Origin of the sequence: Flavimobilis marinus (assembly GCF_900113055.1) — a bacterium.
In the GTDB taxonomy this organism is placed as follows: Bacteria; Actinomycetota; Actinomycetes; order Actinomycetales; family Cellulomonadaceae; genus Flavimobilis; species Flavimobilis marinus.
On record NZ_FONZ01000001.1, the window covers coordinates 648,911 to 673,926 of the forward strand.

At 71.0% G+C, this 25,016-nt stretch carries 22 protein-coding genes; 10 read left to right on the plus strand and 12 right to left on the minus strand.

Annotated elements, in window-relative coordinates; translation table 11 throughout:
* Positions 1 to 8: 8 nt before the first annotated feature.
* Entirely contained in the window at positions 9 to 644 is a 636-nt protein-coding gene (locus tag BMZ30_RS02920; protein WP_093374882.1) for a carbonic anhydrase, read from the minus strand.
* A 121-nt stretch (positions 645 to 765) separates the two neighbouring features.
* Between BMZ30_RS02920 and BMZ30_RS02925 the strand changes: the two genes are divergently transcribed.
* The 4 genes from BMZ30_RS02925 to BMZ30_RS02940 all read left to right on the plus strand — a co-directional run bounded on the left by BMZ30_RS02925 (position 766) and on the right by BMZ30_RS02940 (position 5,261).
* Complete coding sequence (locus BMZ30_RS02925) at positions 766 to 2,094, plus strand: extracellular solute-binding protein (protein WP_093374884.1); 1,329 nt, start codon at positions 766 to 768, stop codon at positions 2,092 to 2,094.
* Positions 2,091 to 3,071: a carbohydrate ABC transporter permease gene (locus BMZ30_RS02930; protein ID WP_229828292.1), complete on the plus strand. Its 981-nt coding sequence runs from the start codon at positions 2,091 to 2,093 to the stop codon at positions 3,069 to 3,071. The genes BMZ30_RS02925 and BMZ30_RS02930 overlap by 4 nt, the downstream gene beginning before the upstream one ends.
* Positions 3,068 to 3,916, plus strand: a complete 849-nt coding sequence (locus tag BMZ30_RS02935; RefSeq protein WP_093374886.1) for a carbohydrate ABC transporter permease — start codon at positions 3,068 to 3,070, stop codon at positions 3,914 to 3,916. The genes BMZ30_RS02930 and BMZ30_RS02935 overlap by 4 nt, the downstream gene beginning before the upstream one ends.
* 79 nt (positions 3,917 to 3,995) lie before the next feature.
* Positions 3,996 to 5,261 (plus strand): ABC transporter ATP-binding protein, encoded by a 1,266-nt coding sequence (locus tag BMZ30_RS02940; RefSeq protein WP_093374888.1) that lies wholly within the window; start codon positions 3,996 to 3,998, stop codon positions 5,259 to 5,261.
* A gap of 4 nt (positions 5,262 to 5,265) precedes the next feature.
* Here BMZ30_RS02940 and BMZ30_RS02945 read toward each other — a convergent pair whose 3' ends face one another.
* From BMZ30_RS02945 to xseA, 3 genes are read right to left on the minus strand one after another with little or no spacing between them, the layout of a single operon-like run.
* Positions 5,266 to 6,204 carry a carbohydrate kinase family protein gene (locus tag BMZ30_RS02945; RefSeq protein WP_093374890.1) on the minus strand — a complete coding sequence of 313 codons (939 nt, stop codon included), beginning with the start codon at positions 6,202 to 6,204 and terminating at the stop codon, positions 5,266 to 5,268.
* On the minus strand, positions 6,197 to 6,460 hold the full coding sequence (locus tag BMZ30_RS02950) for an exodeoxyribonuclease VII small subunit (protein ID WP_093374892.1): 264 nt from the start codon (positions 6,458 to 6,460) through the stop codon (positions 6,197 to 6,199). The genes BMZ30_RS02945 and BMZ30_RS02950 overlap by 8 nt, the downstream gene beginning before the upstream one ends.
* A 9-nt stretch (positions 6,461 to 6,469) precedes the next feature.
* Positions 6,470 to 7,717, minus strand: a complete 1,248-nt coding sequence (gene xseA / locus BMZ30_RS02955; protein ID WP_229828290.1) for an exodeoxyribonuclease VII large subunit — start codon at positions 7,715 to 7,717, stop codon at positions 6,470 to 6,472.
* A 192-nt stretch (positions 7,718 to 7,909) separates the two neighbouring features.
* Between xseA and BMZ30_RS02960 the strand changes: the two genes are divergently transcribed.
* The gene (locus BMZ30_RS02960) at positions 7,910 to 8,932 is read left to right on the plus strand and encodes a 4-hydroxy-3-methylbut-2-enyl diphosphate reductase (RefSeq protein WP_093374894.1); all 1,023 of its coding nucleotides are present in this window, start codon (positions 7,910 to 7,912) and stop codon (positions 8,930 to 8,932) included.
* A gap of 50 nt (positions 8,933 to 8,982) precedes the next feature.
* Here the strand turns inward: BMZ30_RS02960 and cysM are convergent, their stop codons facing one another.
* Positions 8,983 to 9,888 (minus strand): cysteine synthase CysM, encoded by a 906-nt coding sequence (gene cysM, locus BMZ30_RS02965; RefSeq protein ID WP_093374896.1) that lies wholly within the window; start codon positions 9,886 to 9,888, stop codon positions 8,983 to 8,985.
* A complete protein-coding gene (locus BMZ30_RS02970) occupies positions 9,885 to 11,189 on the minus strand; it encodes a DNA recombination protein RmuC (RefSeq protein ID WP_093374898.1) in 1,305 nt (434 codons plus the stop codon). The genes cysM and BMZ30_RS02970 overlap by 4 nt, the downstream gene beginning before the upstream one ends.
* Positions 11,190 to 11,404: 215 nt before the next feature.
* On the opposite strand from BMZ30_RS02970, the gene BMZ30_RS02975 reads away from it, so the two are divergent.
* Both BMZ30_RS02975 and BMZ30_RS02980 read left to right on the plus strand, forming a co-directional pair.
* The gene (locus BMZ30_RS02975; protein ID WP_093374900.1) at positions 11,405 to 12,247 is read left to right on the plus strand and encodes an ABC transporter ATP-binding protein; all 843 of its coding nucleotides are present in this window, start codon (positions 11,405 to 11,407) and stop codon (positions 12,245 to 12,247) included.
* On the plus strand, positions 12,229 to 13,794 hold the full coding sequence (locus tag BMZ30_RS02980) for a hypothetical protein (protein WP_093374902.1): 1,566 nt from the start codon (positions 12,229 to 12,231) through the stop codon (positions 13,792 to 13,794). The genes BMZ30_RS02975 and BMZ30_RS02980 overlap by 19 nt, the downstream gene beginning before the upstream one ends.
* Here the strand turns inward: BMZ30_RS02980 and BMZ30_RS02985 are convergent.
* Positions 13,766 to 15,220 carry an MFS transporter gene (locus tag BMZ30_RS02985; protein ID WP_093374904.1) on the minus strand — a complete coding sequence of 485 codons (1,455 nt, stop codon included), beginning with the start codon at positions 15,218 to 15,220 and terminating at the stop codon, positions 13,766 to 13,768. The two genes, BMZ30_RS02980 and BMZ30_RS02985, sit on opposite strands and share 29 nt — an antisense overlap.
* Positions 15,133 to 17,091 (minus strand): HNH endonuclease signature motif containing protein, encoded by a 1,959-nt coding sequence (locus BMZ30_RS02990; RefSeq protein ID WP_143073117.1) that lies wholly within the window; start codon positions 17,089 to 17,091, stop codon positions 15,133 to 15,135. Before BMZ30_RS02990 ends, BMZ30_RS02985 begins: the two co-directional genes overlap by 88 nt.
* Before the next feature lie 112 nt (positions 17,092 to 17,203).
* Here BMZ30_RS02990 and ychF point away from each other — a divergent pair, with 112 nt between their 5' ends.
* A complete protein-coding gene (gene ychF / locus BMZ30_RS02995) occupies positions 17,204 to 18,289 on the plus strand; it encodes a redox-regulated ATPase YchF (RefSeq protein WP_093375705.1) in 1,086 nt (361 codons plus the stop codon).
* 6 nt (positions 18,290 to 18,295) lie between these two features.
* Here the strand turns inward: ychF and BMZ30_RS03000 are convergent, their stop codons facing one another.
* From BMZ30_RS03000 to BMZ30_RS03015, 4 genes are read right to left on the minus strand one after another with little or no spacing between them, the layout of a single operon-like run.
* The gene (locus BMZ30_RS03000; RefSeq protein WP_093374908.1) at positions 18,296 to 19,063 is read right to left on the minus strand and encodes an SCO1664 family protein; all 768 of its coding nucleotides are present in this window, start codon (positions 19,061 to 19,063) and stop codon (positions 18,296 to 18,298) included.
* Positions 19,063 to 19,617, minus strand: coding sequence for a DUF3090 domain-containing protein (locus tag BMZ30_RS03005; protein WP_093374910.1), 555 nt, complete (start codon positions 19,615 to 19,617; stop codon positions 19,063 to 19,065). Before BMZ30_RS03005 ends, BMZ30_RS03000 begins: the two co-directional genes overlap by 1 nt.
* A 9-nt stretch (positions 19,618 to 19,626) precedes the next feature.
* The gene (locus BMZ30_RS03010) at positions 19,627 to 20,334 is read right to left on the minus strand and encodes an MSMEG_4193 family putative phosphomutase (RefSeq protein ID WP_093374912.1); all 708 of its coding nucleotides are present in this window, start codon (positions 20,332 to 20,334) and stop codon (positions 19,627 to 19,629) included.
* 22 nt (positions 20,335 to 20,356) lie between these two features.
* On the minus strand, positions 20,357 to 21,001 hold the full coding sequence (locus BMZ30_RS03015) for a DUF1294 domain-containing protein (protein WP_219810173.1): 645 nt from the start codon (positions 20,999 to 21,001) through the stop codon (positions 20,357 to 20,359).
* A gap of 442 nt (positions 21,002 to 21,443) precedes the next feature.
* Here BMZ30_RS03015 and BMZ30_RS03020 point away from each other — a divergent pair, with 442 nt between their 5' ends.
* Together BMZ30_RS03020 and BMZ30_RS03025 are read left to right on the plus strand one after the other, a co-directional pair.
* The gene (locus BMZ30_RS03020) at positions 21,444 to 23,261 is read left to right on the plus strand and encodes an ABC transporter family substrate-binding protein (protein WP_093374914.1); all 1,818 of its coding nucleotides are present in this window, start codon (positions 21,444 to 21,446) and stop codon (positions 23,259 to 23,261) included.
* 219 nt (positions 23,262 to 23,480) lie between these two features.
* The gene (locus BMZ30_RS03025; protein WP_093374916.1) at positions 23,481 to 24,998 is read left to right on the plus strand and encodes an ABC transporter permease; all 1,518 of its coding nucleotides are present in this window, start codon (positions 23,481 to 23,483) and stop codon (positions 24,996 to 24,998) included.
* The last annotated feature ends 18 nt before the right edge of the window (positions 24,999 to 25,016 follow it).

Below are 25,016 nucleotides of genomic sequence, written 5' to 3' on the forward strand. Positions count from 1 at the left end.
ATCGTGCCTCACTGCGCGGGTGTCTCGCCCACGTCGCCGATGACCTCGACGAGCGACGCGGCGCCCTCGGCGAGCGCGTACTCGACGCCGACGATCGCGCACCGGCCCTCGGCCACGGCCTGAGCCAGACCTGCGGAGTAGCCGTGCAGCATGTCGACCGTGTGGCGGACGTGCTCGCGGCGCAGGACGTCCGGGTCGACCGCACCGCCTGTGCTCGTGATGCGCACGATCGACGGGATCACGCGGTCGACAACGGCGCGGACGAAACCGTCCGCCTGCTCGCCGGTCGCAAGGGTGTGCGCGGCCGCGGCGATGGCGCCACAGCTGTCATGGCCCAGGACGACGACGAGTGGCGTGCTGAGGATGTCCACCCCGTACTCGATCGAGCCGATCACGGTCGTGTCGAGGACATGGCCAGCGGTCCGCACGACGAACACGTCGCCGAGGCCCTGGTCGAAGATCAGCTCGGCGGCGACGCGTGAGTCGGAGCAGCCGAAGATCACCGCGTGCGGGTGCTGGGCGACGCTCAGCTCGGCACGACGGTCGAAGCCCTGGGCGGGGTGCTCGGGCGTGTCGGTGACGAATCGGGCGTTGCCCGCGCGCAGGGCGGCCCACGCTTGTGCTGGGGTCCTCGTGGTTGGCATGACGGCATCATCCCTCCTGCGCGGCTGGTCGGGCGGGCGGCGTCCACGATCAGAACACCGGCGCTCCGGACTGCTCCCCGGGTGCGAGATGTCCGGACTTGCGGTACTCCTGAGCAAGGTGATGACGAGGTCGCCGCAGAGCCGAAGGGGTGGGCGCGTGCGCAGAACCAGCAGAGCCGGAGCCGTCGTGGCATCGATGAGCCTGCTCGCGCTCACCGCCTGCGCCGGCGGTGACGAGGGCACCCCGACGCTGTCCTGGTACACGAACCCGGACGCAGGCGGCCAGGCCGCCATCGCGGCGTCCTGCACCGAGGCGGCCGACGGCGCCTACCGGATCGAGACGGTGTCCCTGCCGCGCGAGGCCGCGTCGCAGCGCGAGCAGCTCGCGCGGCGGCTCGCGGCGAAGGACGCGTCGATCGACCTCATGAGCCTCGACCCGCCGTACATCCCCGAGCTTGCGGAGGCCGGGTTCCTCGCACCGATCCCGGAGGACAAGGTCGAGGTCTTCAGCGAGGGTGTGCTGGAGGGCGCGCTCGCGGGCGCCTCGTGGCGCGACGAGCTCGTCACCGCACCGTTCTGGGCGAACACCCAGCTGCTCTGGTACCGCGTGTCCGTCGCGGAGGAGGCCGGCCTCGACCTGGAGTCCGGCGCCGTGACGTGGGAGCAGCTCATCGAGGCCGCGACCGAGCAGGACAAGCTGCTCGCGGTGCAGGGCGCCAAGGCGGAGTCGTTCATGGTGTGGGTCAACGCCCTGGTGGCCTCGGCCGGCGGTCAGATCGTGACCGACCCCGCGGCGGACTCGGAGACGCTCCAGCTCGGGCTCGACTCCGAGGCCGGTCGCGCAGCGGCGGAGATCGTCGGGCGGATCGGCTCGGAGGGCCTCGGCGGCCCGGGCATGGCGACCGCGGACGAGAACGCGAACCTGTCGACGTTCCAGTCGGACTCCGGGAGCTTCATGGTCAACTGGCCGTTCGTCTGGCCGGCCACGGTCTCGGCCGTCGAGGGTGGCACGCTCGAGGAGCCGCTCCTCGACGACATCGGCTGGGCGCTGTACCCCCGGGTGACCGAGGACGCTGAGCCCGCACCGCCGCTCGGCGGCATCAACCTGGGCGTCGGGGCGTTCAGCGAGCACACCGACCTGGCCTACGAGGCCCTCGAGTGCATCGTGGCACCGGAGAACCAGGTGGAGTACTTCATCAGCGACGGCAACCCGCCGTCGAACGAGGCGGCCTACGACGACCCCCAGCTCGCCGAGGAGTTCCCGATGGCCGAGACCATCCGTGAGTCGCTCGAGCTCGCCGTGCCGCGACCGCAGACGCCCTACTACAACGAGCTGTCGATCGGGTTGCAGGAGACCTGGTACCCGGCGAGCTCGGTCGATCCCGAGACGACGCCGGTCGAGGCGACCGACAAGATCCTCTCGGTCCTGAGAGGGGAGGCCCTGCTGTGAGCGGCGGACGAGGCAGGGGAGCGGCGGTCGCCGCGGAGCAGGACAGCGGCCGGGACGAGGCGGCCACCGCGGCGCGCAGCGACCGGGCGAAGGCGGAGGCACGGCTGGGCTGGATGCTCGCCGGTCCAGCGTTCGTCGTCATGCTGGCGGTGACGCTCTACCCGATCCTCCAGGCGGTCTACGAGTCGCTGTTCAAGTTCCGTCTCACGGCCCCCGACGAACGTTCGTTCGTCGGGCTCGGGAACTACGGCGTCGTGCTCTCGGACCCGGTCTTCCTGCGGTCTCTGGCGGTCACGACGGGGATCATGATCGTCACGGTCGTGATCGAGGTCGTGCTGGGCTTCGCGCTCGCGCTCGTGATGCACCGCGCCATCAAGTCGCTGCGGGGCGTGCTGCGCACCGCGATCCTCGTGCCCTACGGGATCATCACGGTCGTCTCGGCGTTCGCGTGGTTCTACGCCTTCGACATCAACTCCGGGTTCGTGAACAGCTGGTTCGACTGGGTGCCCGGCATCGACGAGAACCTCAACTGGTTCGCCGACACGTGGACCAGCCTCGCGGTGATCATCGCGAGCGAGGTCTGGAAGACGACCCCGTTCATCTCGCTGCTGCTGCTCGCCGGCCTCGCGCAGATCCCGACGGAGCTCGAGGAGGCTGCGTCCGTCGACGGCGCGACCTGGTGGCAGCGCATGCGCCGCGTCGTCATCCCCAACATGAAGGCCGCGATCATGGTCGCGGTGCTCTTCCGGGCCCTCGACGCGTTCCGGATCTTCGACAACGTCTTCATCATGACCAACGGCGCGCACGGGACCGAGGTGCTGTCGTTGCTCGCGTACAAGACGTCCATCGGGCGCCTCGAGATCGGCATGGGGTCGGCGATCTCCGTGCTGCTGTTCCTCTGCGTGATCGTCATCTGCGTGATCGCCATCAAGCTCTTCAAGGTCGATCTGGCCGGCGCGAGAGGGGAGCAGAAGTGACCGCGCTCAACCGCAAGCAGAAGATCTGGTGGGCCGTCATCACCGTCGCGGTGCTGCTCTACGCCCTGTTCCCGGTCGCGTCGATCTTCGCGACGTCGTTCAAGACGCCCGCGGAGCTCAACCAGGGCGGGTTCCTCCCGGACACCTGGACGACCGAGAACTACGAGTCGATCCTTGCGCCGGACGGCGCCGCCCGGGACCTGTTCCTCTCGGCCCTGCGCAACTCTGTGGGCATCTCGCTGATCGCCACGGCCGTCGCCGTGGTCCTCGCGACGCTGGCTGCCTACGCGATCGCGCGCCTGGACTTCCCGGGCAAGCGCGCCATCCTGACGACCGCGCTCGGGGTGTCGATCTTCCCGGTGATCTCGATCGTGACGCCGCTGTTCAACCTGTGGCGCTCGATCGGCCTGTACGACACCTGGCTCGGACTGATAATCCCGTACCTGTCGTTGACGCTGCCGATCTCGATCTGGACGCTCGCGGCCTTCTTCCGGCAGATCCCCTGGGAGCTCGAGCAGGCCGCCCAGGTGGACGGCGCGACGACGTGGCAGGCGTTCCGCAAGGCGATCGTGCCGCTCGCGGCGCCCGGGGTCTTCACGACGGCCCTGATCGCGTTCTTCATCGCGTGGAACGACTTCGTGTACGGCATCTCCCTGACGTCGACCGACGCCGCGCGGCCGGTGCCTGCGGCGCTCGCGTTCTTCACGGGCGCGTCCCAGTTCGAGGAGCCCACCGGGGCGATCTCGGCCGCAGCGATCGTCGTGACCATCCCCGTCGTGATCCTCGTGCTGGCCTTCCAGCGCCAGATCGTCGCCGGCCTGACCCAGGGGGCGGTGAAGGGATGACTACCCCAGCACGGCGCTCCCGCCGCACGCCCGTGACACCGCAGCACCCCCGCCCCACGCCCGACCGAGGAGACCAGTGATGGCATCGATCACGCTCGACAACATCGTCAAGAAGTACGGGGACGGGTTCCCGGCGGTCAACGGCGTCAGCCTGGACATCGCCGACGGCGAGTTCGTCATCCTCGTCGGTCCTTCGGGGTGCGGGAAGTCCACGTTGCTGCGGATGATCGTGGGGCTCGAGGACATCACGTCCGGCGACCTGCAGATCGGCGGCAAGCGTGTGAACGAGAAGGCGCCGCGCGACCGCAACCTCGCGATGGTGTTCCAGAACTACGCCTTGTACCCGCACCTCACCGTCGCCGAGAACATCGCGTTCCCGCTGCGGCTCGACAAGGGCAAGCTGAACGAGGAGCAGATCCAGGAGAAGATCCACCTCGCCGCGGACACGCTCGAGCTGCGCGAGCACCTGGACCGCAAGCCGGCGAACCTGTCGGGCGGGCAGCGGCAGCGCGTCGCGATGGGCCGTGCGATCGTGCGGGAGGCCGACGCGTTCCTGTTCGACGAGCCGTTGTCGAACCTCGACGCCAAGCTCCGCGGGCAGATGCGCACGGAGATCGCACGCATGCAGCGGCGCCTGGGCACGACCACCGTCTACGTCACGCACGACCAGACGGAGGCGATGACCCTCGGCGACCGGGTGGCGGTGCTCCGAAAGGGAGAGCTGCAGCAGGTGGCGAGCCCGCGCGCGCTGTACGAGCAGCCCGTCAACCTCTTCGTCGCCGGGTTCATCGGCTCGCCGCCCATGAACTTCATGCCCGGCGAGGTCGAGGGTGGCACCATCAAGCTGCCGTTCGGCACGTTCGACCTGCCGGAGCGCACCGCGAAGGTGATCGGTGACCGCTCGCTGGTGATCGTCGGCCTCCGCCCCGAGCACTTCGAGGACGCGCGGCTCGTCGACGAGACGAAGAAGGACCGCGGGTACACGTTCGACGCGGACGTCGACGTGACCGAGTGGCTGGGCTCCGAGCTGTACGCGTACGTCCCGTTCGACACGCACGAGTCCGTCGCGGCGAAGCTCGAGGAGCTCGACCGCGAGCTCGACGGCGAGGGCATGCGCACGCAGTTCGTCGTGGCGCTCGACTCGGCGTCACGGGTTCGGGACGGCGACTCCACCACCCTGTGGTTCGACCCGACGAAGATGATGGTGTTCGACCCGGAGACCAGCGAGAACCTTACGCGGGACGACGAGGAGGCCGCACGCCTGGACGCCGAGAACGAGGAGGACCGCAAGGCGAGTCTGGAGCGGTCGCAGCGGGCCGAGGGGAAGGCGGCGTCGAAGCGGTAGGCCGTCAGACCCCGAGCTCGTTGAGCCGCGGCGGGTTGGCGCCCGCGCGGGACACCGTGATCGCCGCGACGCGCGCGCTCTGCTCGAGGATGCCGCGCATGGTCGGCTCGTCAATGTTGCGCAGCGCCTCGCGGCGCGCCGCACCCAGCAGCCCGGCCTGGGCGAGCCCGTGCAGCAGGGCGCCCATGAAGGAGTCCCCGGCCCCGACGGTGTCCACCACCGTCACGTCCACGCCGGCGACCTCGACGGTGCCCGCGCGGGTCCAGGCGATCGCACCATCCTTGCCGCGCGTCATGACGACCGGCACGCCGCTGCGCTTGTGCCACAGCGCGCCGCTGACCTCGGGTCGGCGGTGCGGGTAGAGCCACGCGAGGTCCTCGTCGCTGACCTTCACGACGTCGGACGCCATCATGATCGCCTCGACCTTGGGCGCGACCGTGAGGTGGCGGCCCATGAGGGAGGGCCGGATGTTGGGGTCGTACGAGATCGTCGCGGTCGCGTGAGCGCGCTGCAGCAGCTCCAGCACGTCGTCGCCGCCGGGCGGGACGACCGCCGCGATCGAGCCGGTGTGCACCGCGACCGCTGGCGGCAGCGCGGGCTCGCGCGGCAGGCGCCACTCCAGGTCGAACTCGTACTCGGCTGCGCCCGTGGCGTCGAGGCGCGCGACGGCGACGGACGTCTTCGCCGCCGAGGTGCTCTGGGGCACGAGGTTCACTCCCGAGGACCGCAGCCAGCGGCGGAGCACGGAGCCGTAGGCGTCCTCGCCGAACCAGGTCAGCAGGTGGGCGTCCTGGCCGAGGCGCGCGAGCGTGAGCGCGACGTTGGCGGGGCTCCCGCCGGGGTGCTCGTCAACCGTGCCGTCCGCCGCGTGGACGATGTCGATGAGCGCCTCGCCGACGACGAGGATCGCGGTGGGCACCGGGGCGGGGGCGGTCTCAGGCATCGTCCTCGTCCCCGTCCGGTGCCGGCTGGCCCTGGGCGACCTGGCCTTGGGTCACCTGACCCTGCGCGACCGCGAGGCGCTCGCGGGCGCCGTCGAGCCACTGCTGGCAGCGCGCGGCGAGGGCCTCGCCGCGCTCCCACAGGTCGAGGCTGCGCTCGAGCGGCTCGCCGCCCGCCTCGAGCCGGGCGACCACGTCGACGAGCTCGTCGCGGGCCGCCTCGTAGGACAGGGTGGGGACGTCGGAGTTGTCAGGCACGACGCCAGCCTAATGACTGTCGCCGGTGGTGGGGACGCTGGTGACGGCCCCGATCTCCCCCTCGGCCAGCCGGATCCGCAGTGCGTCGCCGGAGGTGACGTCGTCCGGAGCCCTGACCACGCTGCCGTCCGGGCCGTGCACGACCGCATAGCCACGGGCGAGCGTGGAGGCGGGGGAGAGGGCGCGTACCTGGGCGCGGAGGGTGGAGACGTCGGACGCGGCGTGGAGCAACGTCGTCGAGAACGCGCGGCGCAGCCGATCGAGCCCGCGGTCGACGTCGTCGGCGCGGCGGGAGACCAGCACCGCCGGATCCCGCAGGACCGGCCGCGAGCGCAGGGCTGCGATTCCGTGCTCCTCGCGGGTCAGGCGCGCCTCGACGGCCGCAGCCATCCGGCGACGCCCCTGGGTGATCCGGAGCCGTTCCTCGGCGACGTCCGGGACGATCCGCTTGGCGGCGTCGGTCGGGGTGGACGCGCGGACGTCCGCGACGAGGTCGAGCAGCGGCGCGTCGGTCTCGTGCCCGATGGCGCTGACCACGGGGGTGCGGCAGGCCGCGACCGCGCGCACCAGGGCCTCGTTGCTGAACGGCAGGAGGTCCTCGACCGCCCCGCCTCCGCGGGCGACGACGATGACCTCGACGCGCGGGTCGGCGTCGAGCTCCGCGACCGCGGCGCTGACCTCAGACACGGCGGACGCGCCCTGGACGGCGACCTCGCGGATCTCGAACCGGACCTGCGGCCAGCGCGCACGGGCGTTTACCACGACGTCGTGCTCGGCCTTGGACTCGCGACCGCACACGAGGCCCACGACGGCCGGCAGGAACGGCAGCGGTCGTTTGCGGGCGAGCTCGAAGAGCCCCTCGGCCGCGAGGAGCTTCTTGAGGTGCTCGATGCGCGCGAGCAGGTCACCGACGCCGACAGCGCGGATATCGTCCGCCTGCATCTGGAACGACCCGCGCCCCTTCCAGAACACCGGCTTGGCGTGCACGACGACGTGGGCCCCCTCGGTCAGGGGGGCGGGGGTGAGCGCGAGCACGCGGGCGTTCATCGCGACGGGCAGGGAGGTGTCGGCGTCGGTGTCGCGCAGCGTGAGGAACGCCATGGAGGCGCCGGGGCGGCGATTGAGCTGGACGATCTGCCCCTCGATCCAGACCGGCGACATCTTGTCGATGTAGTCGGCGATCTTGGCGCTGAGCAGCCGGACGGGCCACGGCTGCTCAGGCGTGGTCTGGTTGGCGCGTTCCGGCAGCGTGCTCACGCGGTCGATCCTCTCAGGCCGAGCGGTGCGTGCCCACCGGGTCCCGCTGTGCTGCTGTCCTGCTGTGTCGCTGTGGCCATCGCGCTCGCTGTGCCCGCTCTGCCCACGCTGCTCGTCCCTTCCGCGCACGGCGTGGGGCACGTCTCCTCGCCCGGCTGACCCGGAAGGTGCCCCGTCGCCTAGACTGAGGCGGTGAATCCCGAGCTGAGTACCAAGCGCGTCCTGGTCGCCGCCCCGCGCGGCTACTGCGCCGGTGTCGACCGCGCGGTGATCGCGGTGGAGAAGGCCCTCGACCACTACGGCGCCCCCGTCTACGTCCGCAAGGAGATCGTCCACAACAAGTACGTCGTGGAGACGCTCACCGACCGCGGCGCGGTCTTCGTCGACGAGACCGACGAGGTGCCTGAGGGCGCCCGGGTCGTGTTCTCCGCCCATGGGGTGTCCCCGGCCGTGCACGCCGCTGCGGCTGAGCGCTCGCTGCAGACCATCGACGCGACCTGCCCCCTGGTGACCAAGGTCCACAAGGAGGCCGTGCGCTTCGCGTCGGACGACTACGACATCCTGCTGATCGGGCACACCGGTCACGAGGAGGTCGAGGGCACCGCGGGTGAGGCACCGGACCACATCCAGATCGTCAACTCGCCCGACGACGTCGAGAACGTCGTGGTGCGGGACCCGGACAAGGTCGTGTGGATCTCGCAGACCACGCTCTCGGTCGACGAGACCATGGAGACGGTGCGTCGGCTGCGCGAGAAGTTCCCGACGCTGCAGGACCCGCCCAGCGACGACATCTGCTACGCCACGCAGAACCGGCAGGTCGCGGTGAAGAAGATCGCGCCGGCCTGCGACCTGGTGATCGTGGTCGGCTCGACGAACTCCTCGAACTCCGTGCGCCTGGTCGAGGTCGCCCTCGACGCCGGTGCCCGCGCGTCGTACCTGGTGGACTACGCAAAGGAGATCCAGGAGGAGTGGCTCGAGGGTGTGCGCACCGTCGGCATCTCCTCGGGTGCCTCCGTCCCGGAGATCCTCGTCGACGACGTGCTGAAGTTCCTCGCAGCCCGCGGCTTCGGGGACGTCGAGGAGGTGCGCACCGCGACGGAGGACCTCATGTTCTCGCTGCCGCGCGAGCTGCGCGCCGACCTCAAGAAGTCCGGCGAGCAGGTTGCGCGACCGCGCCGCGACGGGCGCACAGCCTTGTCGGTGCTGACGTCCTGACGGCCCGGCGCCCCTGACGTCCTGTCGCCGGAGGCCGCGGGCGCTGTGGCTCAGTCCGGGAACACACCGGTCGACAGGTAGCGGTCGCCGCGGTCGGCGACGACGAACACGATCGTCGCGTCCGTGACGTCCGCCGCGAGCCGCAGGGCGACGTGGGCGGCACCGCCGGACGACACCCCGGCGAAGATGCCCTCCTGGCGGGCGAGGTCCCGCGTCGTCTGCTCCGCCTCGTCCTGGGTGACGTGGCGGATCTCGTCGACGACGCTCGGGTCGTACACGCGGGGGAGGTACGCCTCAGGCCAGGCGCGGATGCCGGGTATGCGCGCCCCGTCGGTGGGCTGGACCCCGACGACGCGGACGTCGGCAGACCGGTCCTTGAGGTAGCGGCCGGTGCCGGTGATGGTGCCCGTGGTGCCCATCGAGCTGACGAGGTGCGTCAGCCGGCCGCCGGTCGCCTCCCACAGCTCCGGACCGGTCGAGGCGACGTGCGCAGCGGGGTTGTCGGGGTTGCCGAACTGGTCGAGCACGTAGCCCTGGCCTGCCGCGACGAGCTCCGCCGCGAGGTCGCGGGCGTGCTCCATGCCCTGCGCGGCAGGGGTGAGCACGAGCTCCGCGCCGTACGCGCGCATGGTGCGGCGGCGCTCGACGGAGAGGTCGTCGGGCATCACGAGCACCAGGCGGTAGCCCTTGATCGCGGCGACCATGGCGAGAGCGATCCCGGTGTTGCCGCTCGTGGCCTCGATCAAGGTGTCGCCCGGCGCGATCGCACCGCGGCGCTCGGCGCGCTCGATCATGCTGAGGGCCGCGCGGTCCTTGACGGAGCCCGCAGGGTTGGTGCCCTCGAACTTGGCGAGCACCACCGTGCCCGGCGCCGCGCCTGCGGCGAGCCGCTGCAGCCGCACGAGCGGGGTGCCGCCGATCGTCGACTCGATCGTCGGGTAGTCGGGGGCGCTCATGGGATCCTCGTCGGCACCGCCTCAGCGTACGAGTCGTCGAGCAGCTCGGGGGCACTGAGGGCGCTCAGCTGTGGGTTGGTCGGCGGTGGGGTCTCGAGCTCCTGGTCGACGACGCCGAGGTCGCGGAACCGCCGCGCGGTGACGAGCACGCGGGTCTCGAGCGACGCGACCGTCTGGTTGTAGGCGCCGGCGGCAGAGTCCAGGGAGCGACCCAGGCGCGCCAGGTGGCTGGTGAGCGTCGAGATCCGGCCGTGCAGCTCCTTGCCCAGGGTGAGCACCTGCTGGGCGTTCGCCGCGAGGGTGTCCTGGCGCCACGCGTAGGCGACGGTGCGCAGGAGCGCGAGGAGCGTCATGGGTGTCGCGATCACGACGTTGCGCTCCATGGCGTACTCGAACAGCGTGCCGTCCTGCTCGAGGGCGGCGTGGTAGAACGCCTCCGCCGGGATGAACATGACGACGAACTCCGGCGCGGGGGCGAACTGGTCCCAGTAGCGCTTGCCCGCGAGGTCGTCGACGTGCTTCTTGACGTGGCGTGCGTGCGCCGCCATCCGTTCGGCCCGGACGGCCTCGTCGGTGGCCTGGTGCGCCTCGAGGTAGCCGAGGAACGCGACCTTGGCGTCGACGACCACCCGCTTGCCGCCGGCGAGCCGGACGATCATGTCGGGCCGCAGCGCGCCGTCGTCGGTGCGGACCTGGGCCTGCTCGACGAAGTCGACGCGCTCCAGCATGCCGGCAGCCTCGACGACGCGCCGCAGCTGCATCTCGCCCCACCGACCGCGTACCTGCGAGGACCGGAGCGCCGTGACCAGGCGCTGGGTCTCGGACCGCAGATGCTCGGAGGACTCGCGCATCGCGCGCAGCTGCTCGGTGAGGGCAGCACCTCCCGCGAGCCGGGCCTCCTCCGCCGCGGTGACCTGCGCGGCGAGCTCGCCCAGCGTCCGCTGCACCGGCGCGACGAGTCCTTGGACCGCCAGCTCGCGGCGCTCCATGTCCGCCTGGCCGGCAACCTGGGTGGCACGCAGCCGTTGCTCGGCCAGCCCGAGGAACTGCTCGTTGTTGGCGGCGAGCGCCTGGGCGGCGAGCGCCTGGAACTCGTGCCGCATGCGCTCACGCTCGGCGGTGACGTCACGCTCCCTCGCGCGCGCGGCGTCGTCGGCCGCCGCGAGGCGTGCCTCGAGCTGGGCGGTGCGCACGACCGCACGGTCGCGCTGGCGCCCCGTGCGCACGACGGCGGTGAGGTAGCCGACCGCGCCCGCGACCAGCGCGACGACGACCAGGAGCAGAACCTCGGCAAGAGTCATGACGCAGAGCCTGGCACGGCCGTCTGACACGGCCGTCTGACACGGCCGCCTCGCACGGGCATAGGACGCGTTCGTCTCATGCGGGTGCCCGGCACAGGCAGCGGCGCAGGCGCCCGTCGCGCGTCCTGGTCACCGGTCGCCCGCAGCGCGATCCCACCTGCCGCTCACCCGGCGCCCACCCTGCCGGGCCGTGGCCCAGGCCCTAGGCTCGGCCCATGGAAGCACGGCGCGTTGCCCCGCACCCGGAACCGCCGGTGGCACTCACCGTGCCTCCGCCGCCTGGCCCGGCGGCCGCGGCTCCTGTCCCGGCACTCGCGCTCCGTGGCCTGTGGAAGTCGTTCGGGCCGAAGGTCGCGGTCGGCGGGATCGACCTCACGGTGCCGGCCGGCTCGTTCTACGGGCTCGTCGGCCCCAACGGCGCGGGCAAGACCACGACGCTCTCGATGGCGACCGGGCTCCTGCGGCCCGACGCCGGCGAGGTGCGGGTGCACGGCGTCGACCTCTGGGCGGACCCGACCGCGGGCAAGCGGATCATCGGCGTGCTGCCGGACGGCCTGCGGCTGTTCGACCGCCTCACGGGGCTCCAGCTGGTGACCTACGCAGGCCTCCTGCGGGGAATGGACCGCGACATGGTGGCGAGCCGCGCCCGCGAGCTGCTCGCGGCTCTCGACCTCGAGGCATCCCAGGACCAGCTCGTCGTCGACTACTCCGCGGGCATGACCAAGAAGGTCGCGTTCGCCGCGGCGATCATCCACGCGCCGCGCCTGATGGTCCTGGACGAGCCGTTCGAGTCAGTGGACCCGGTGTCGGCGAGCAACATCCGGGCGATCCTGCGCGAGTACGTCGGGGGCGGCGGCACCGTGATCGTCTCCTCGCACGTGATGGACCTCGTCCAGCGCATGTGCGACCACGTCGCGGTCGTCGCCGACGGTCATGTGCTGGCCGCCGGGACGGTCGACGAGGTCCGTGGTGGCCGCACGCTCGAGGACACCTTCGTCGACCTGGTCGGCGGTCGTCGGACCGGGATGCAGGGGCTCGAGTGGTTGCGCACCTGCTGAGGCTCAAGCTGCAGCTGCTCGGCAACGGTCTGCGGCGCAGCACCTGGCAGGTCGTCGGGCTGCTGCTCGGCCTGCTCAACACGGTAGTGCTCCTCGGGCTCACGTCGCTGGGCCTGCTCGCGACGCGGCGGGTGTCGCTCGAGCTCTGGGAGATCACGGTCGTCTTCGGTGGGTCCGTGCTCGTGCTGGCGTGGTGGCTGCTGCCCCTGCTCGCCTTCGGGGTGGACTCCACGCTCGACCCGTACCGGTTCGCGACCTTCGCCGTGCCGCGCCGCACGCTGCTGCTGGGCCTCGGGCTCGCTGCGCTCGTCGGCATGCCGGGCATCGCGACGGTCGTCGTCGTGCTCCTGCCCGTGGCGCTGTGGGTGCCGGATCTGGCCGCAGCCGCGGCGGCGGCCCTGATGGCCCCCGTCGTCGTCGCGACCTGCGTCGCGGGATCTCGGGCGACGACGACGGCACTCGCACCGATCATGGACTCGCGCCGCTTCCGCGAGGTCGCCGGAGTCATCGCGCTGCTGCCCGTGCTGCTCCTCGGACCCGTCCTCATCCAGATCGGCCGGGCAGCGGCCGTCGGGCGCGACGCGATCCCGGGGCTCGTCGAGGTGGTCTCGTGGACGCCGGTCGGCGCTGCGTGGGCCGTGAGCGTCGACGTGTCCCGCGGCGACTGGGCGCGGGCCGGCGGGCACCTCGTCGTCGCCCTCGGCACGCTCGCCGCGCTCGTCGCCGTCTGGCACCACTTCCTGGGCCGCGCCCTCGTGACACCGCCCTCAGGCGCGGGAGGCGCGAGGCGCGCGCTCGGCGTCGGCCTCCTGGGCAGCGCGGGCGGCGCGACCAGCGCCGTGGCGGCGCGGTGCCTGACCTACTGGCTGCGTGACCCGCGGTACGTCGGGAGCCTCACGCTCATCCCGGTGCTCCCCGTCGTGCTCGGGATCGTGTCGGGCGGGAACGACCTCGTGGTGCTCTTGACGATCGCGCCGCTGTGCGCGTTCCTGGTGGCGTGGACGATCTCGGCGGACGTCGCGTACGACAGCACGGCGTTCTGGCTGCACGCGGCGACCGGGCTCCCCGGCGCGGCTGATCGCGCGGGCCGAGCGCTCGCGGCCGTGGCCGTGGGTGGCCCGATCCTCACCGTCCTCGTGCTCGGGGCGGTCGCCTGGACCGGTCGGTGGGACGCGCTCCCGGCAGCTGCGGGTCTGACCGTGGGGATCTTCGCGACGACGTTGGGCCTATCGAGCGCCATCTCGGCACGCTTCCTGTACGCGGTGCCGAAACCTGGTGACGGCCCGTTCAACGCGCCGCAGGGATCCGCGACCGCCAACCTCGTGGTGCAGGGCATCGGTTGGCTGGTGCTCGTCGTGCTCGTTGCTCCGGAGGCGGTGCTGGCGCTCGTAGCGGTGCATGCGCAGTCGGAGCCGGTCGGGTGGGCCGCACTCGTGGCGGGCGTCGGCATCGGTGGCGTGGTGCTCACCTCCGGGGTGCGTCTCGGGGCGCGGTGGTACGACGCACGCACCCCCGAGCTCATGCAGTCGTTGCGCGAGCTGGACTGACGCCGTCGTCGCCGCTCGCGTGCGGTTGGATGCGTCCAGAGACGAGACCGGCCACGACCGCCAGCGCGACGGAGAGCCCGAACCCGGCGAGGTACCCCGTGCTGCCGAGGCGCGCGACGAGCGGGGTGATGAGCGCGCCGGCCAGCGCGAGGGCGAACGCCGTGGACAGCGCGTCGGAGGTCTGCAAGGCCGACATGCCCGCACCCTGCTCGCCGGGGCGCGCGATCTCGAAGACGAGCAGCGAGAGCGTGGGGTAGACCATGCCCACGCCGAGCCCGGCGAGTGCCCACCCGGTCCAGGCCACGGCCGTCGGCGCCGGCGCCCAGGTGAGGAACGCAACGACGACGACGCCGGTCGCGACGAGAGCGGACCCGAGCCGGAGGAACGCGGTGCTCGACCAGGCTGAGCGTGATCGTGCCGCCGACCCGAGCGCCCATGTCACCGCGCCGACCGTGAGGATCGTCCCGGCGCGCGCGGGACTGAGGCCACGCTCGTGCTGGAGGATCAGCGGCAGGTAGACCTCGGCGCCGAAGAATGCCGCCGCCATGAGGCCGCGCACCCCGACGAGCGCGGGCAGGCCCGGGCGGGCGGTGAGCGTGCCCGCAGGCAGGAGCCGCAGGCCGAGGACAGCGACGACGACGGCGCCCACGGCGAGCCCGACGGCGCGGCCTGGGCCTGTGGTCGAGGAAGCCACCGACATCACTGCGACGCCGGCGCCCGCGCCCGCGGCGAGCGCTAGCCGGACGAGCATCGCGGCCCGCGGGGTGCGCGGGGCCTCGACTGCGCTCGGGGTCTCGACCGTGCTCTCCGCCGCCACGCTCGGGATGTGGATCGTGCTCTGTGTCTCGGCCTGGGCCCGATCCTCACCGTGCCGAGCTGCCCACAGGATGAGGAGCGCTGAGGGCACGGCCAGGAGAGCAACGCCGTGGAAGACCCACCGCCAGCCGAGCGCCTCGACGACGACGCCCGCGATGACTGGCCCGATCAGCGACGGCAGCACCCATGCGGCGGAGAACATGGCGAGGACGCGGGGGCGGCGAGCGGGGGAGAACACCTCGCCGACCATGACGTAGAGCGCGATGACATAGGCACCGGCGCCGAGCCCTTGCAGGGCGCGACCGGCGAGCAGGGCCCACATCGACCCGGCGGCGCCGGCGACGAGCAGCCCGCCGACGAAGACCCCGCCGCCGCCGAGCAGCGTGTACAGCGGGCGCGAGCGGTCCGTGAAGTAGCCAGCGAGCACCATCCCGACGACGGACGTCGCCAGCGTGACGGCGAACGCGGGGGCGTAGAGATGCAGCCCGTCGAGCGCGGCGGCGATCGTGGGCATCGCGGTCGCTACGGCGAGCGACTCGAACGCGCCGAGCGACACGAGCGCGAGCATGCCGACGAGGACAGCGTTCTCCGATGCGCGCGTCTGAGCCACAGGCGCATCGTAGGGCTGGGCGTGGAGCAGTGCCCGTGACCGTGATCAGTACGGCGGTTCGCCAGCCCCGTTCGGCCGATCCTCATGGCGTGGAGCCGGATCCTGACCCGGCGCGGGGTCCTGCTCCACCACCGGATGCTCCTCCGCCACCGGACCTTGCCCCGGCGCTGGATGCTGCCCCGGTGGGGGAGCGCCGGGGCGGTACGCATAGCGATGCCCGGTCGGGGTGCGCCAGACGTACTGCCCGGCGCTTCCTGGGCCAGCGCGAAGCCCCCGTCGGTCTTGATCTGGTGATCCCGCCGGCAGAGCGGTCCGAGGTTGTCGTGACTCGTCGTGCCGCCCGCGCGGTGAAACTCGACGGTGTGGTCCAGCTCGGCGGTGTGCGCGCTCGCGGAGCAGCCGGGACGCGCGCAGGCCCGGTCGCGGTGGCGGACGTAGTCGGCGAGGTCCGCTGGCGGGCGGTAGCGCGTGCGTCCGACGTCGAGCACCGCTCCGGAACGGGGATCCGTGATGATCCGGCGCCACGTCCCCTCGCTGGCGAGGCGACGGGCGGTCGCAGGGTCGATCGGACCGTATCCCGCGAGCTCGGCCGGCTCGTCGGCGAGTCCGAGCAGGGTGGTCAGGGAGACCGTCACGTTGATCTGCGACCGCCGCGCACGGGCCCGTGGCCGGCTGACCACGTCGAGGTCAGCAGGCGTGGCCTCGCCAACGGGCGCACCAGCGTCGCCAGGCAGTCCGAGGGGCTGGCCAGGCAGGCCGGGAGTCGCGCCAGGCAACCCGAGGGCTTCGGCAGACAGCCCAAGGGATTGGCCAGCCAGCGCCGGCGGGACGATCTGCGGTCGTGCTGTGCACGTCGGGCTACCGACGCCGAGGAGGGTCCCGGCGAAGAGGTCGGCACGCAGCTGGTCGAGGGTGCGTGGGTCTCCGGCGGCGCGCAGCGTCCGCGCGCGGGCGTCGAGCTCGCCGTCGACCGCGAGCGCCTCGGGAGCGGGCAGCACAGCCCAGATCCCGGCCATGCCGTGCGGCAGCGCGCGCGGGCGTTCGACGCGCCGCCCTCGCGCGGCCTGCGCCACGCGGCCAGCGGCACCGCCGGGGTCGAGCGCGATCAGAGCACGCTGCACGTCGCCCGTGAGCTGAGCGGGCGTGCGCACCGGAGCCCGGTCGAGGAGAGCGTCCTGCACGTCCAGGCAGCCCGCCACGGGGACGTCGTGCAGCCCGCGGTGGATCGCCGTCGTCTGAGCGATGTCGAGCTCACCGCGCTCGAGCAGCTCGGCGGTCGGCGTGAGCGGGCCGTCGAGCGCGCGAGCGAGGTCGACGAACGCGTCCGCCGCGCGGCGCGACCGACCGAGGCGCATGGCGAGCTCCTCTCCCGTCACGTTGGGACGGGCCACGTTACCCGCGCTCGCTGGCCAGAGGGGGTTCATGGCGTCCCGCTTGGCGAGCGTCGCCACGGCCTGCAGCTGGCGAGCGGCGACCCACGACGCGACGCGGTCCCAGGCCGCGACCACCTCGACGACGTCGTAGTCGTCCAGGTCGCCGAGAGCGACGTCGTCGAGCGCCGCGACGAGGTGGGCTGACGGGCGCGCCGCGACGAGCTCGCGCCCGCTGAGCGGCGCGGCCTTCGCCCGGGCAGGCGCGTCGTCGACGTCGTCCTCGAACCACTCCGCAGGGGGCTCGGGCGGGCACCGCAGCGCTTCCGCGTCCCGCCACGCCCACACCGACTCGCAGGCGTCGCACACGGTGAACCCGGTGCCGGCGCAGCGGCCGAGACCTGCGAGGCTCGCCGGGCACCGGGGGAGGACAGTCGTCACCGCAGAGAGAGCGTCCCCTGTCCCGCCCTGTGCGACCTGTCCGTCCTGTGCCCCTGCCATGCCCACGACGCTAGACAGAGCCACTGACACGACAACGATCGGGACCATGGATCCGGGCCGCTCCTCCCGCCCCCGCCGCCCCGAGCGCGCGTGCGCCCTAGACTGGTCGACCGTGGCCCTCACTATCGGAATCGCTGGACTGCCCAACGTCGGCAAGTCGACCCTCTTCAACGCCCTGACCCGCGCGCAGGTGCTCGCCGCGAACTACCCGTTCGCGACGATCGAGCCCAACGTCGGCGTCGTGCCGTTGCCGGATCCGCGCCTCGATGTGCTCGCCGGGATCTTCGGCTCGGAGCGCATCCTGCCCGCGACCGTGTCGTTCGTCGACATCGCGGGCATCGTCCGCGGCGCCAGCGAGGGGGAGGGGCTCGGCAACAAGTTCCTCGCCAACATCCGCGAGGCTGACGCAATCTGCCAGGTGACGCGCGCGTTCGCCGACCCCGACGTCGTGCACGTCGACGGCAAGGTCTCGCCCAAGGACGACATCGAGACGATCAACACCGAGCTGATCCTCGCGGACCTCCAGACGCTCGAGAAGACGGTGCCCCGCCTCGAGAAGGAGGTCAAGATCAAGAAGGGCGACGCCGCCCTCCTCGAGGCCGCCAAGGGCGCGCAGGCGCTGCTCGAGTCCGGGCAGACGCTCTTCGCGGGAGCCGCCGCCGCGAAGCTCGACCTCGCGCAGCTCTCCGCGCTGCAGCTGATGACGGCCAAGCCATTCATCTACGTCTTCAACACGGACGACGCCGGTCTGGCGGACGAGGCCTTCCAGGCCGAGCTTCGCGAGCTCGTCGCCCCGGCCGACGCCATCTTCCTGGACGCCAAGTTCGAGTCCGAGCTCGTCGAGCTCGAGCCGGACGAGGCCAAGGAGATGCTCGCGGAGAACGGCCAGGAGCAGGCCGGGCTCGACCAGCTCGCGAACGTCGGCTTCCACACGCTCGGCCTGCAGACGTACCTGACGGCCGGCCCCAAGGAGTCGCGCGCCTGGACGATCCGCCGCGGCTGGACCGCCCCGCAGGCTGCGGGCGTCATCCACACCGACTTCGAGCGAGGCTTCATCAAGGCTGAGGTCATCGGCTTCGAGGACCTGGTCGAGGCCGGGTCCGTCGCGGCCGCCCGTGCTGCAGGCAAGGCGCGTATCGAGGGCAAGGACTACGTCATGCAGGACGGCGACGTCGTCGAGTTCCGCTTCAACGTGTAGGCGAGCTCAGAACAGCGGCCAGGGAACCGCCGGCATCTCACCGGCGGGAGCCGGGAACCGACCTCCCGTCCGCAACCTGGAGCAGCGAGCGGCGAGCGCTTCGATCTCTGGGGCGCTGAGCAAGTCCGCCAGACTGCTTCCCAGGTCTTGGCGCAGCTCCTCGCTGAGCCGGTCGAGCCCGTCGCGCTCCTCCGCGCTCAGAGCGTCTCCCAGCCATCCCCAGAGGACCGTGCGCAGCTTGTGGTCACGGTGGAAGGTGAGTCCGTGGTCTACGCCGTGCCGGTGGCCGTCCGCCATGGCAAGGATGTGGTTGCCCTTGCGGTCGGCGTTGTTGACGACGATGTCGAACACGGCCATGCGCCGGAGCGCCGGGGAGTCCTCATGGACCAGGGTGACGGACCGTCCGTGCTCGTCCCGTCCCTCGAGCACGTGTCGCCAGCCCGCGCTCGGCACGTCGTGGGTCGCGACCAGGTCGACGGCACCGTGGTCCGGGTCTGGCTCCTGCCACAGCTGGACCATTCCTTCGCCGAGCGGACCGTCGCGCAGCCAGGTGTGCGGCACCACGCCCCAGCCGAGGGCCTGCGAGACCAGGTAGGCGGCCACCTCCCGGTGCGCCAGGGTGCCGTCGGGAAAGTCCCACAGCGGGCTCTCGCCGGCTATCGGCTTGTAGACGACGGTCGTCTCTCCGATCGCGCCGAGGAACGTGGCGTTGGAAGCCGTCGTGATGCGGCCGGCGATCGTCAGCTCGGCGGTCACCAGGTCCGTCGCCGACATCAGTCCTCGGGAAGTATGCAGGTGTGCCCGTCGGCATCGATGGGGTAGCCGCAGAACGGGCAGGCCGGGCGCCCGGCGCCCACGACCTCGCGGGTGCGCTGGGCGAAAGCGCGGGCGGTGCCTACCGGCATCCGCAGCACGAGCATCTCGGTCTCGGGAGCGCCGTCCTCGTCGGGCATCTCATCGATGCCGTCAGCATCGACCTCCGTGACGGGGTAGGCCTCGAGGACGACCTGGGCCGTGGTCGGGTCCCAGCCCAGGCTCATCGCACCGGTGCGGAAATGCTCCTCGACGGCCTCGAGATCGTCGTTGTCGACGAGCTGCGGGGGCGTGCTCGTGGGAACACTGAAGCGGTTGCCCTCGACGGTGATGAGCTGGTCGAGGATCTCGTCGATCTTCTCCGCGAGCAGAGCCGACTGCTGCTTCTCGAGGGCGATGCTCACCACCCGCGTCCCGGAGCGCACCTGGAGATAGAAGGTGCGCGCCCCCGGAAGGCCGATGGTGCCGATGACGGCCCGATCAGGCCAGTCGAACTCGTGAACGCGTGCAGGCATCTCAACACTCTAGGCGTCGTCGGTCGAGGGTGCCTCGTGCCCTGCGCCGCCGCCCACCGGCGCATCGCCCGCGTGGATGCCCTTCGACAGCCACGACAGATCACCCGCGTCGGTGTTGGTCGCGTGGACGCTCGGCCGGCTGGCGCCGTAGCGCACGACCGACACGGATGCGGGGCCGACGTTGATGCGCTGGAACAGGTCGAGGTGCATGCCGAGCGCGTCGGCGAGGATCGACTTGATGATGTCGCCATGGCTGACCGCGACCCACACCGCCTCGGGCCCGTGCTCGGCCTCGACGGCTGCATCGTGGCGACGGATCGCTGCCACCGCCCGAGCCTGCATCGCGGCCATCGACTCGCCGCCGGGAAAGACGACGGCAGACGGCTGCGACTGCACCCGCGGCCACAGCTCCTCGGTCGCGAGCTCGGTGAGCCTGCGGCCCTGCCACTGCCCGTAGTCGCACTCGGTGAGATCGAGATCGACGGACGCGTACGGAGTGCCCACCTGGCGGTCGAGGATGTGCTGGGCGGTCTGCTGACAACGCTCGAGCGGGCTCGACACCACCGCGACCAGGGGGACGGCCGCGAGCCGGGCTCCGGCCAGAGCTGCTTGCTCACGCCCGATCTCGTCCAGGGTGACGCCGACAGCCCGACCGGCCAGCAGCCCGGTGGCATTTGCTGTGGTGCGGCCGTGCCGCACGAGGAGAGCCGTTGCCATCCCACGAGCCTAGCCACCGGTGCTACCCCAACGGCGCTGCGTGGACGAGCCACGCCACAGCTGCGCAGTTGACGACCACCGTGAGCCAGAAGACGGTGACGAACGGCTGCTTCCTCGTCTTGTGGCGGAAGAGGGGGCGGGCCACCAGGGCGCCCGGCCAACCGCCCAGGAGGCCGATCAGGTGCAGGGTCGACTCGGGCGTGCGCCATCGGCCCTGCTGCGCGGCAGCCTTGTCGGCGCGGTAGGCGGCGAGCGCCACGACGCTCAGGCCGCCGTAGGCGCCGACGACGAGCGCGGGGAGCTGGTCCCGCGCGAGGAGCGCGAGCAGCACCGAGGCGAACACTCCGACGACGACGAGGGCGGGCCAGGTGCGTCCGGGCCCGCGTTCGCCCCCGCCCCCGCGTCCGACCCGACGGCCGCGTCCGGGACCTGCGGTCGGCTGCCGCAGGTACTGCACCCGGTACGCCCGCGGGCGCCCGCGCTCTCCTACCCCCTCGGCGTAGGACACGGCACAGCCGCGAGAAGGGCGTCGGCCACGGGGGAACGCGCTGACATGGACGAACACGCTCGGACCGCCCGTCGCTGGCGCGATGAAGCCGAAGCCGCGCTCGTCGTTCCAGTCCGCGAGGGTGCCCTCGAGGCGCGTGCTGAGCCGGTCGATCGCCACGTCCGGTCTCCTCTGCTCGCGATGGACGCGCAGATGTTACAGGAAGTTAACCGTCCATACAGTGAGACGTAAGTCGGGTGACAGGCGCTCATGGGACGAGAAACGTCCGGATTGCGCTCGCAGGTGTGGTCCGCGTCTCGTTCAGTTCTGCTTATGCGGCGGACCGACGGTGTCCAGCAGGCGAGACCGACGGTGCGTGATCGGCTCTGGTCCAGGCCTGCTGACATCTTCGGCTCGACGCTCCGTGACCTTTCCGTGACATTCCGGGTTGGTAACGATTGCCTTCCTAAAAGGCGCGAACTGGCCGAGGGCAAGGGATTTGCTGTGTAACGTCCTCCACAACCAAGGTTGGTTCCCATCACCACACCGTGGACGCCGGACGTCGATGGCTGTCGATGTCGACGGCGACACCGGGAAGCTGCCAGCCCTATGAGGAGGAACATTGAACATCAGGAGAATGGCCGCGCCGGTCGCTCTGCTCGCGAGCGGTGCGCTCGTGCTGAGCGCCTGCACCGCGTCCGAGGACCCCGAGACGCCCAACACGTCGTCCACCACGAGCGAGACCGGTGGCACGGGTGGCGTCGAGCCGACCGACACCGGCAAGGCCGACCTCGGTGAGGTCGTCACCGCTGACGACACGATCTACTACACGCTCGGTGGCGAGGAGTGGCTCGGGTACAACGGCAACACGCCGGAGACCTACTCCACGTACAACTCGGTCATCAACGACCGGATGTTCTCGGGCTTCATGTACTTCGGTACCGACGGCGCGATCTACCAGGACGAGGAGTACGGCACCTTCGAGGTGACCTCCGAGGACCCGATGGTCGTCGAGTACACGCTGAACGACGCCGCGGCCTGGTCCGACGGCGAGCCCATCAAGTACGAGGACTACCTCCTCGAGTGGGCCGCGCGCTCGATCGCCGACGGCGAGACCGAGGAGGGCGACCCCAAGCCGCTCTTCAACCACGTCTCTGGTCTCGACATGGCAGAGCTCGTCCCGGCCGGCCCCACGGGCGAGGCCGGCGGCAAGACGTTCTCCTTCGAGTACAGCGCGCCGAACCCGGACTACCAGATCCAGATCTCGGCTGCCTTCCCGGCGCACGTCGTCGCGGAGCAGGCTGGCATGTCGCTCGAGGAGCTCGTCACCGCGATCCAGGAGAAGGACGTCGAGGCCCTGCGCCCCGCGGCCGAGTTCTGGAACACCGGCTGGCTGTCCCCGAACGCCGGCGAGCTGCCCGACCCGGAGATCACTCCGGTGTCTGGCCCGTACAAGCTGTCTGCGTGGGAGGCCGGCCAGTCCGTCACCCTCGTGGCGAACGAGAACTACTGGGGCACCCCGCCCGCGACCAAGACGCTCGTCTACCGGTTCGTGGCCCCCGAGGCCCAGGTGCAGGCCCTGCAGAACGGTGACCTCAACATCATCGAGCCGCAGGCCACCGTCGACACGGTCCAGCAGATCGAGGGCCTCGGCGACGCGGTCTCGCTCCTCACGGGCGAGTCGCTGACCTGGGAGCACCTGGACTTCAACTTCAACTCCGGCGTGTTCGCGGACTCGCTCGAGCTGCGTGAGGCGTTCGCCATGTGCGTGCCGCGTCAGCAGATCATCGACAACCTGATCAAGCCGATCGACCCGAACGCGACCGTGATGAACGCTCGCGAGGTGTTCCCCTTCCAGGACAACTACGACGAGGTCGTCTCGGCCGCGTACGACGGTCGTTACGACGAGGTCGACATCGAGGGTGCCAAGGCCAAGATCGCCGAGGCCGGCGTCGAGTCGCCCGTCAAGGTGCGCATCGGCTACTCCGCCCCGAACCAGCGTCGTACCGAAGAGGTCGCCCTCATCAAGTCCAGCTGCGACCAGGCTGGCTTCGAGATCGAGGACGTCGGCAACGCTGACTTCTTCGCGGTGACCCTGCCGGACGGCGACTACGAGGTTGCGCTGTTCGCCTGGGCTGGCTCCGGCCAGATCACCTCGGGTCAGAACATCTACGCGAGCACCGGTGGCCAGAACTACGGTGGCTTCAAGTCCGACACGGTCGACGCCGCCTGGGACACCCTGGTCGGGACGCTCGACGAGTCGGTCCACCTGGAGCAGACGAAGGTCATCGAGAAGGCCCTCTGGGACGAGCTGTTCGGCATCCCGCTGTTCGCTCACCCGGGCGTCGTCGCGTACGACTCCACGATCCAGAACGTCCGTGACACCGCCACGCAGAACACGGTGGCGTGGAACGCGGAGCAGTGGGTCCGCGCGTCCTGATCGACGCTGGTGCGTGAGCACCGCAGCAGTACCTCGGTGACGGGCCCGACCCGGCGCTGAGAGCAAGACCGCTGGGGTGGGGGCGAGAGCCTCCACCCCAGCGGCGCGATGACGGTCTCTTGCCCAACCCGTGGCATCATTGCGTGGTTTACGGCGACGCCCCACCCGGTCTAGCTGGCCATCTTCGACCGACGTAAAGAACTTGAAGGGTTGAGTTCGTTGACCAAGTTCATCCTGCGCAGGATGGGAATCTCCTTCCTCGTCCTGCTCGGCGGATCGTTGCTCCTCTTCGTCCTCACGATCAACTCAGGCGATCCCATCGAGGACCTTCGTGAGAGCAACGCCGACAACCGTGACTACCTGATCCGCCAGCGCACCGCCTACATGGGGCTCGATCAGCCCTGGTACTCGCGCTACTGGGAATGGCTCACCGGCGCCGCCAAATGCGTCACCCTGAACTGCGACCTCGGCACCAACCGCAACGGCGTGGAGGTGACGAGCCTCCTGGGCAACGCTGCCTCGTCGACGCTCCGCCTCGTCGTCCTCGCCACGGTGCTCGCCATCGTCATCGGCATCACGGTCGGCATCCTCACTGCGATCCGCCAGTACTCCGGCTTCGACTACGTCGTGACGTTCCTGGCCTTCCTCTTCTTCTCGCTGCCGGTGTTCTGGGCCGCGGTGCTCCTCAAGGAGTACGGCGCCATCCGGTTCAACGACTGGATCGTCGAGCCGACGTTCACACCCCTGCAGATACTCGTGACCGCCGGTCTCCTCGGCATCGCGGTCCAGGCCGTCATGGGCGGTGACCTCAAGCGACGCGCGCTCACCGCCGGCGCCACCCTCGTCTTCGTCGGCGCGGTCATGTACTACTTCTCCGCGGTCGAGTGGTTCCGGCGCCCCGCGTTCGGCGCCGTCCTGATCCTCGTCGTCGGCGTGGCCGCAGCGGTCGGGATCACGGCCCTGCTCGCCGGCCTCAAGAACCGCAAGGTGATGTGGTCAGCGCTGACCACGGTCGGGGCGGGCCTCGCCGTCTACTTCGCGTTCCTCCCCGTCCTGCGGGAGCCCACCTGGCTGTCGCTCCTCGCGATCCTGGCTCTCGTCGTCGTCCTCGGTGCGGTCAGCGGGTGGTTCTGGGGCGGCTACTCGCGGCGGTTGGCCATGGGCGTCTCCGTCGCCGTCGGTGTGGTCATGGCGTTCCTCATCGTCGTGGACCGCGCCGTCGCCGGCTGGATGGGCCTGCTGTCCCTCAAGAGCCGCCCGATCTCGACGATCGGCTCGCAGACCCCGAACTTCACCGGCGACTTCTGGGAGTCGTTCCTGGACAAGGGCGTGCAGATCATCCTGCCGACCATCGTCCTGACGCTCGTGTCGGTCGCCTCCTACACGAGGTACACGCGGTCGTCGATGCTCGAGGTGCTCGAGCAGGACTACGTGCGCACCGCGCGGTCGAAGGGCCTCTCGGAGCGTGTCGTGATCGTCAAGCACGCGTTCCGCAACGCCTTGATCCCCATCACGACGATCGTCGCCTTCGACTTCGCAGGTCTCATCGGCGGCGCGATCATCACCGAGCAGGTGTTCGGCTGGAAGGGCATGGGTGAGCTCTTCCAGACCGGGCTCAAGACCGTGGACCCGGCCCCGGTCATGGCGTTCTTCCTGGTCACCGGAACCGCCGCGGTGCTCATGAACCTCGCGGCCGACCTCGCTTACGCGGGGCTCGACCCGCGGATCCGGCGGTGATCGGCATGATCGTCCTGA

Excerpts from the sequence above, each read along its gene's own strand:
- BMZ30_RS02920 (WP_093374882.1), bottom strand. The coding sequence starts at position 644 with ATGCCAACCACGAGGACCCCAGCACAAGCGTGGGCCGCCCTGCGCGCG.
- BMZ30_RS02925 (WP_093374884.1), top strand. The coding sequence starts at position 766 with ATGACGAGGTCGCCGCAGAGCCGAAGGGGTGGGCGCGTGCGCAGAACC.
- BMZ30_RS02940 (WP_093374888.1), top strand. The coding sequence starts at position 3,996 with ATGGCATCGATCACGCTCGACAACATCGTCAAGAAGTACGGGGACGGG.
- BMZ30_RS02945 (WP_093374890.1), bottom strand. The coding sequence starts at position 6,204 with ATGCCTGAGACCGCCCCCGCCCCGGTGCCCACCGCGATCCTCGTCGTC.
- cysM (WP_093374896.1), bottom strand. The coding sequence starts at position 9,888 with ATGAGCGCCCCCGACTACCCGACGATCGAGTCGACGATCGGCGGCACC.
- BMZ30_RS02970 (WP_093374898.1), bottom strand. The coding sequence starts at position 11,189 with ATGACTCTTGCCGAGGTTCTGCTCCTGGTCGTCGTCGCGCTGGTCGCG.
- BMZ30_RS02975 (WP_093374900.1), top strand. The coding sequence starts at position 11,405 with ATGGAAGCACGGCGCGTTGCCCCGCACCCGGAACCGCCGGTGGCACTC.
- BMZ30_RS02990 (WP_143073117.1), bottom strand. The coding sequence starts at position 17,091 with ATGGCAGGGGCACAGGACGGACAGGTCGCACAGGGCGGGACAGGGGAC.
- BMZ30_RS03000 (WP_093374908.1), bottom strand. The coding sequence starts at position 19,063 with ATGTCGGCGACGGACCTGGTGACCGCCGAGCTGACGATCGCCGGCCGC.
- BMZ30_RS03005 (WP_093374910.1), bottom strand. The coding sequence starts at position 19,617 with ATGCCTGCACGCGTTCACGAGTTCGACTGGCCTGATCGGGCCGTCATC.
- BMZ30_RS03010 (WP_093374912.1), bottom strand. The coding sequence starts at position 20,334 with ATGGCAACGGCTCTCCTCGTGCGGCACGGCCGCACCACAGCAAATGCC.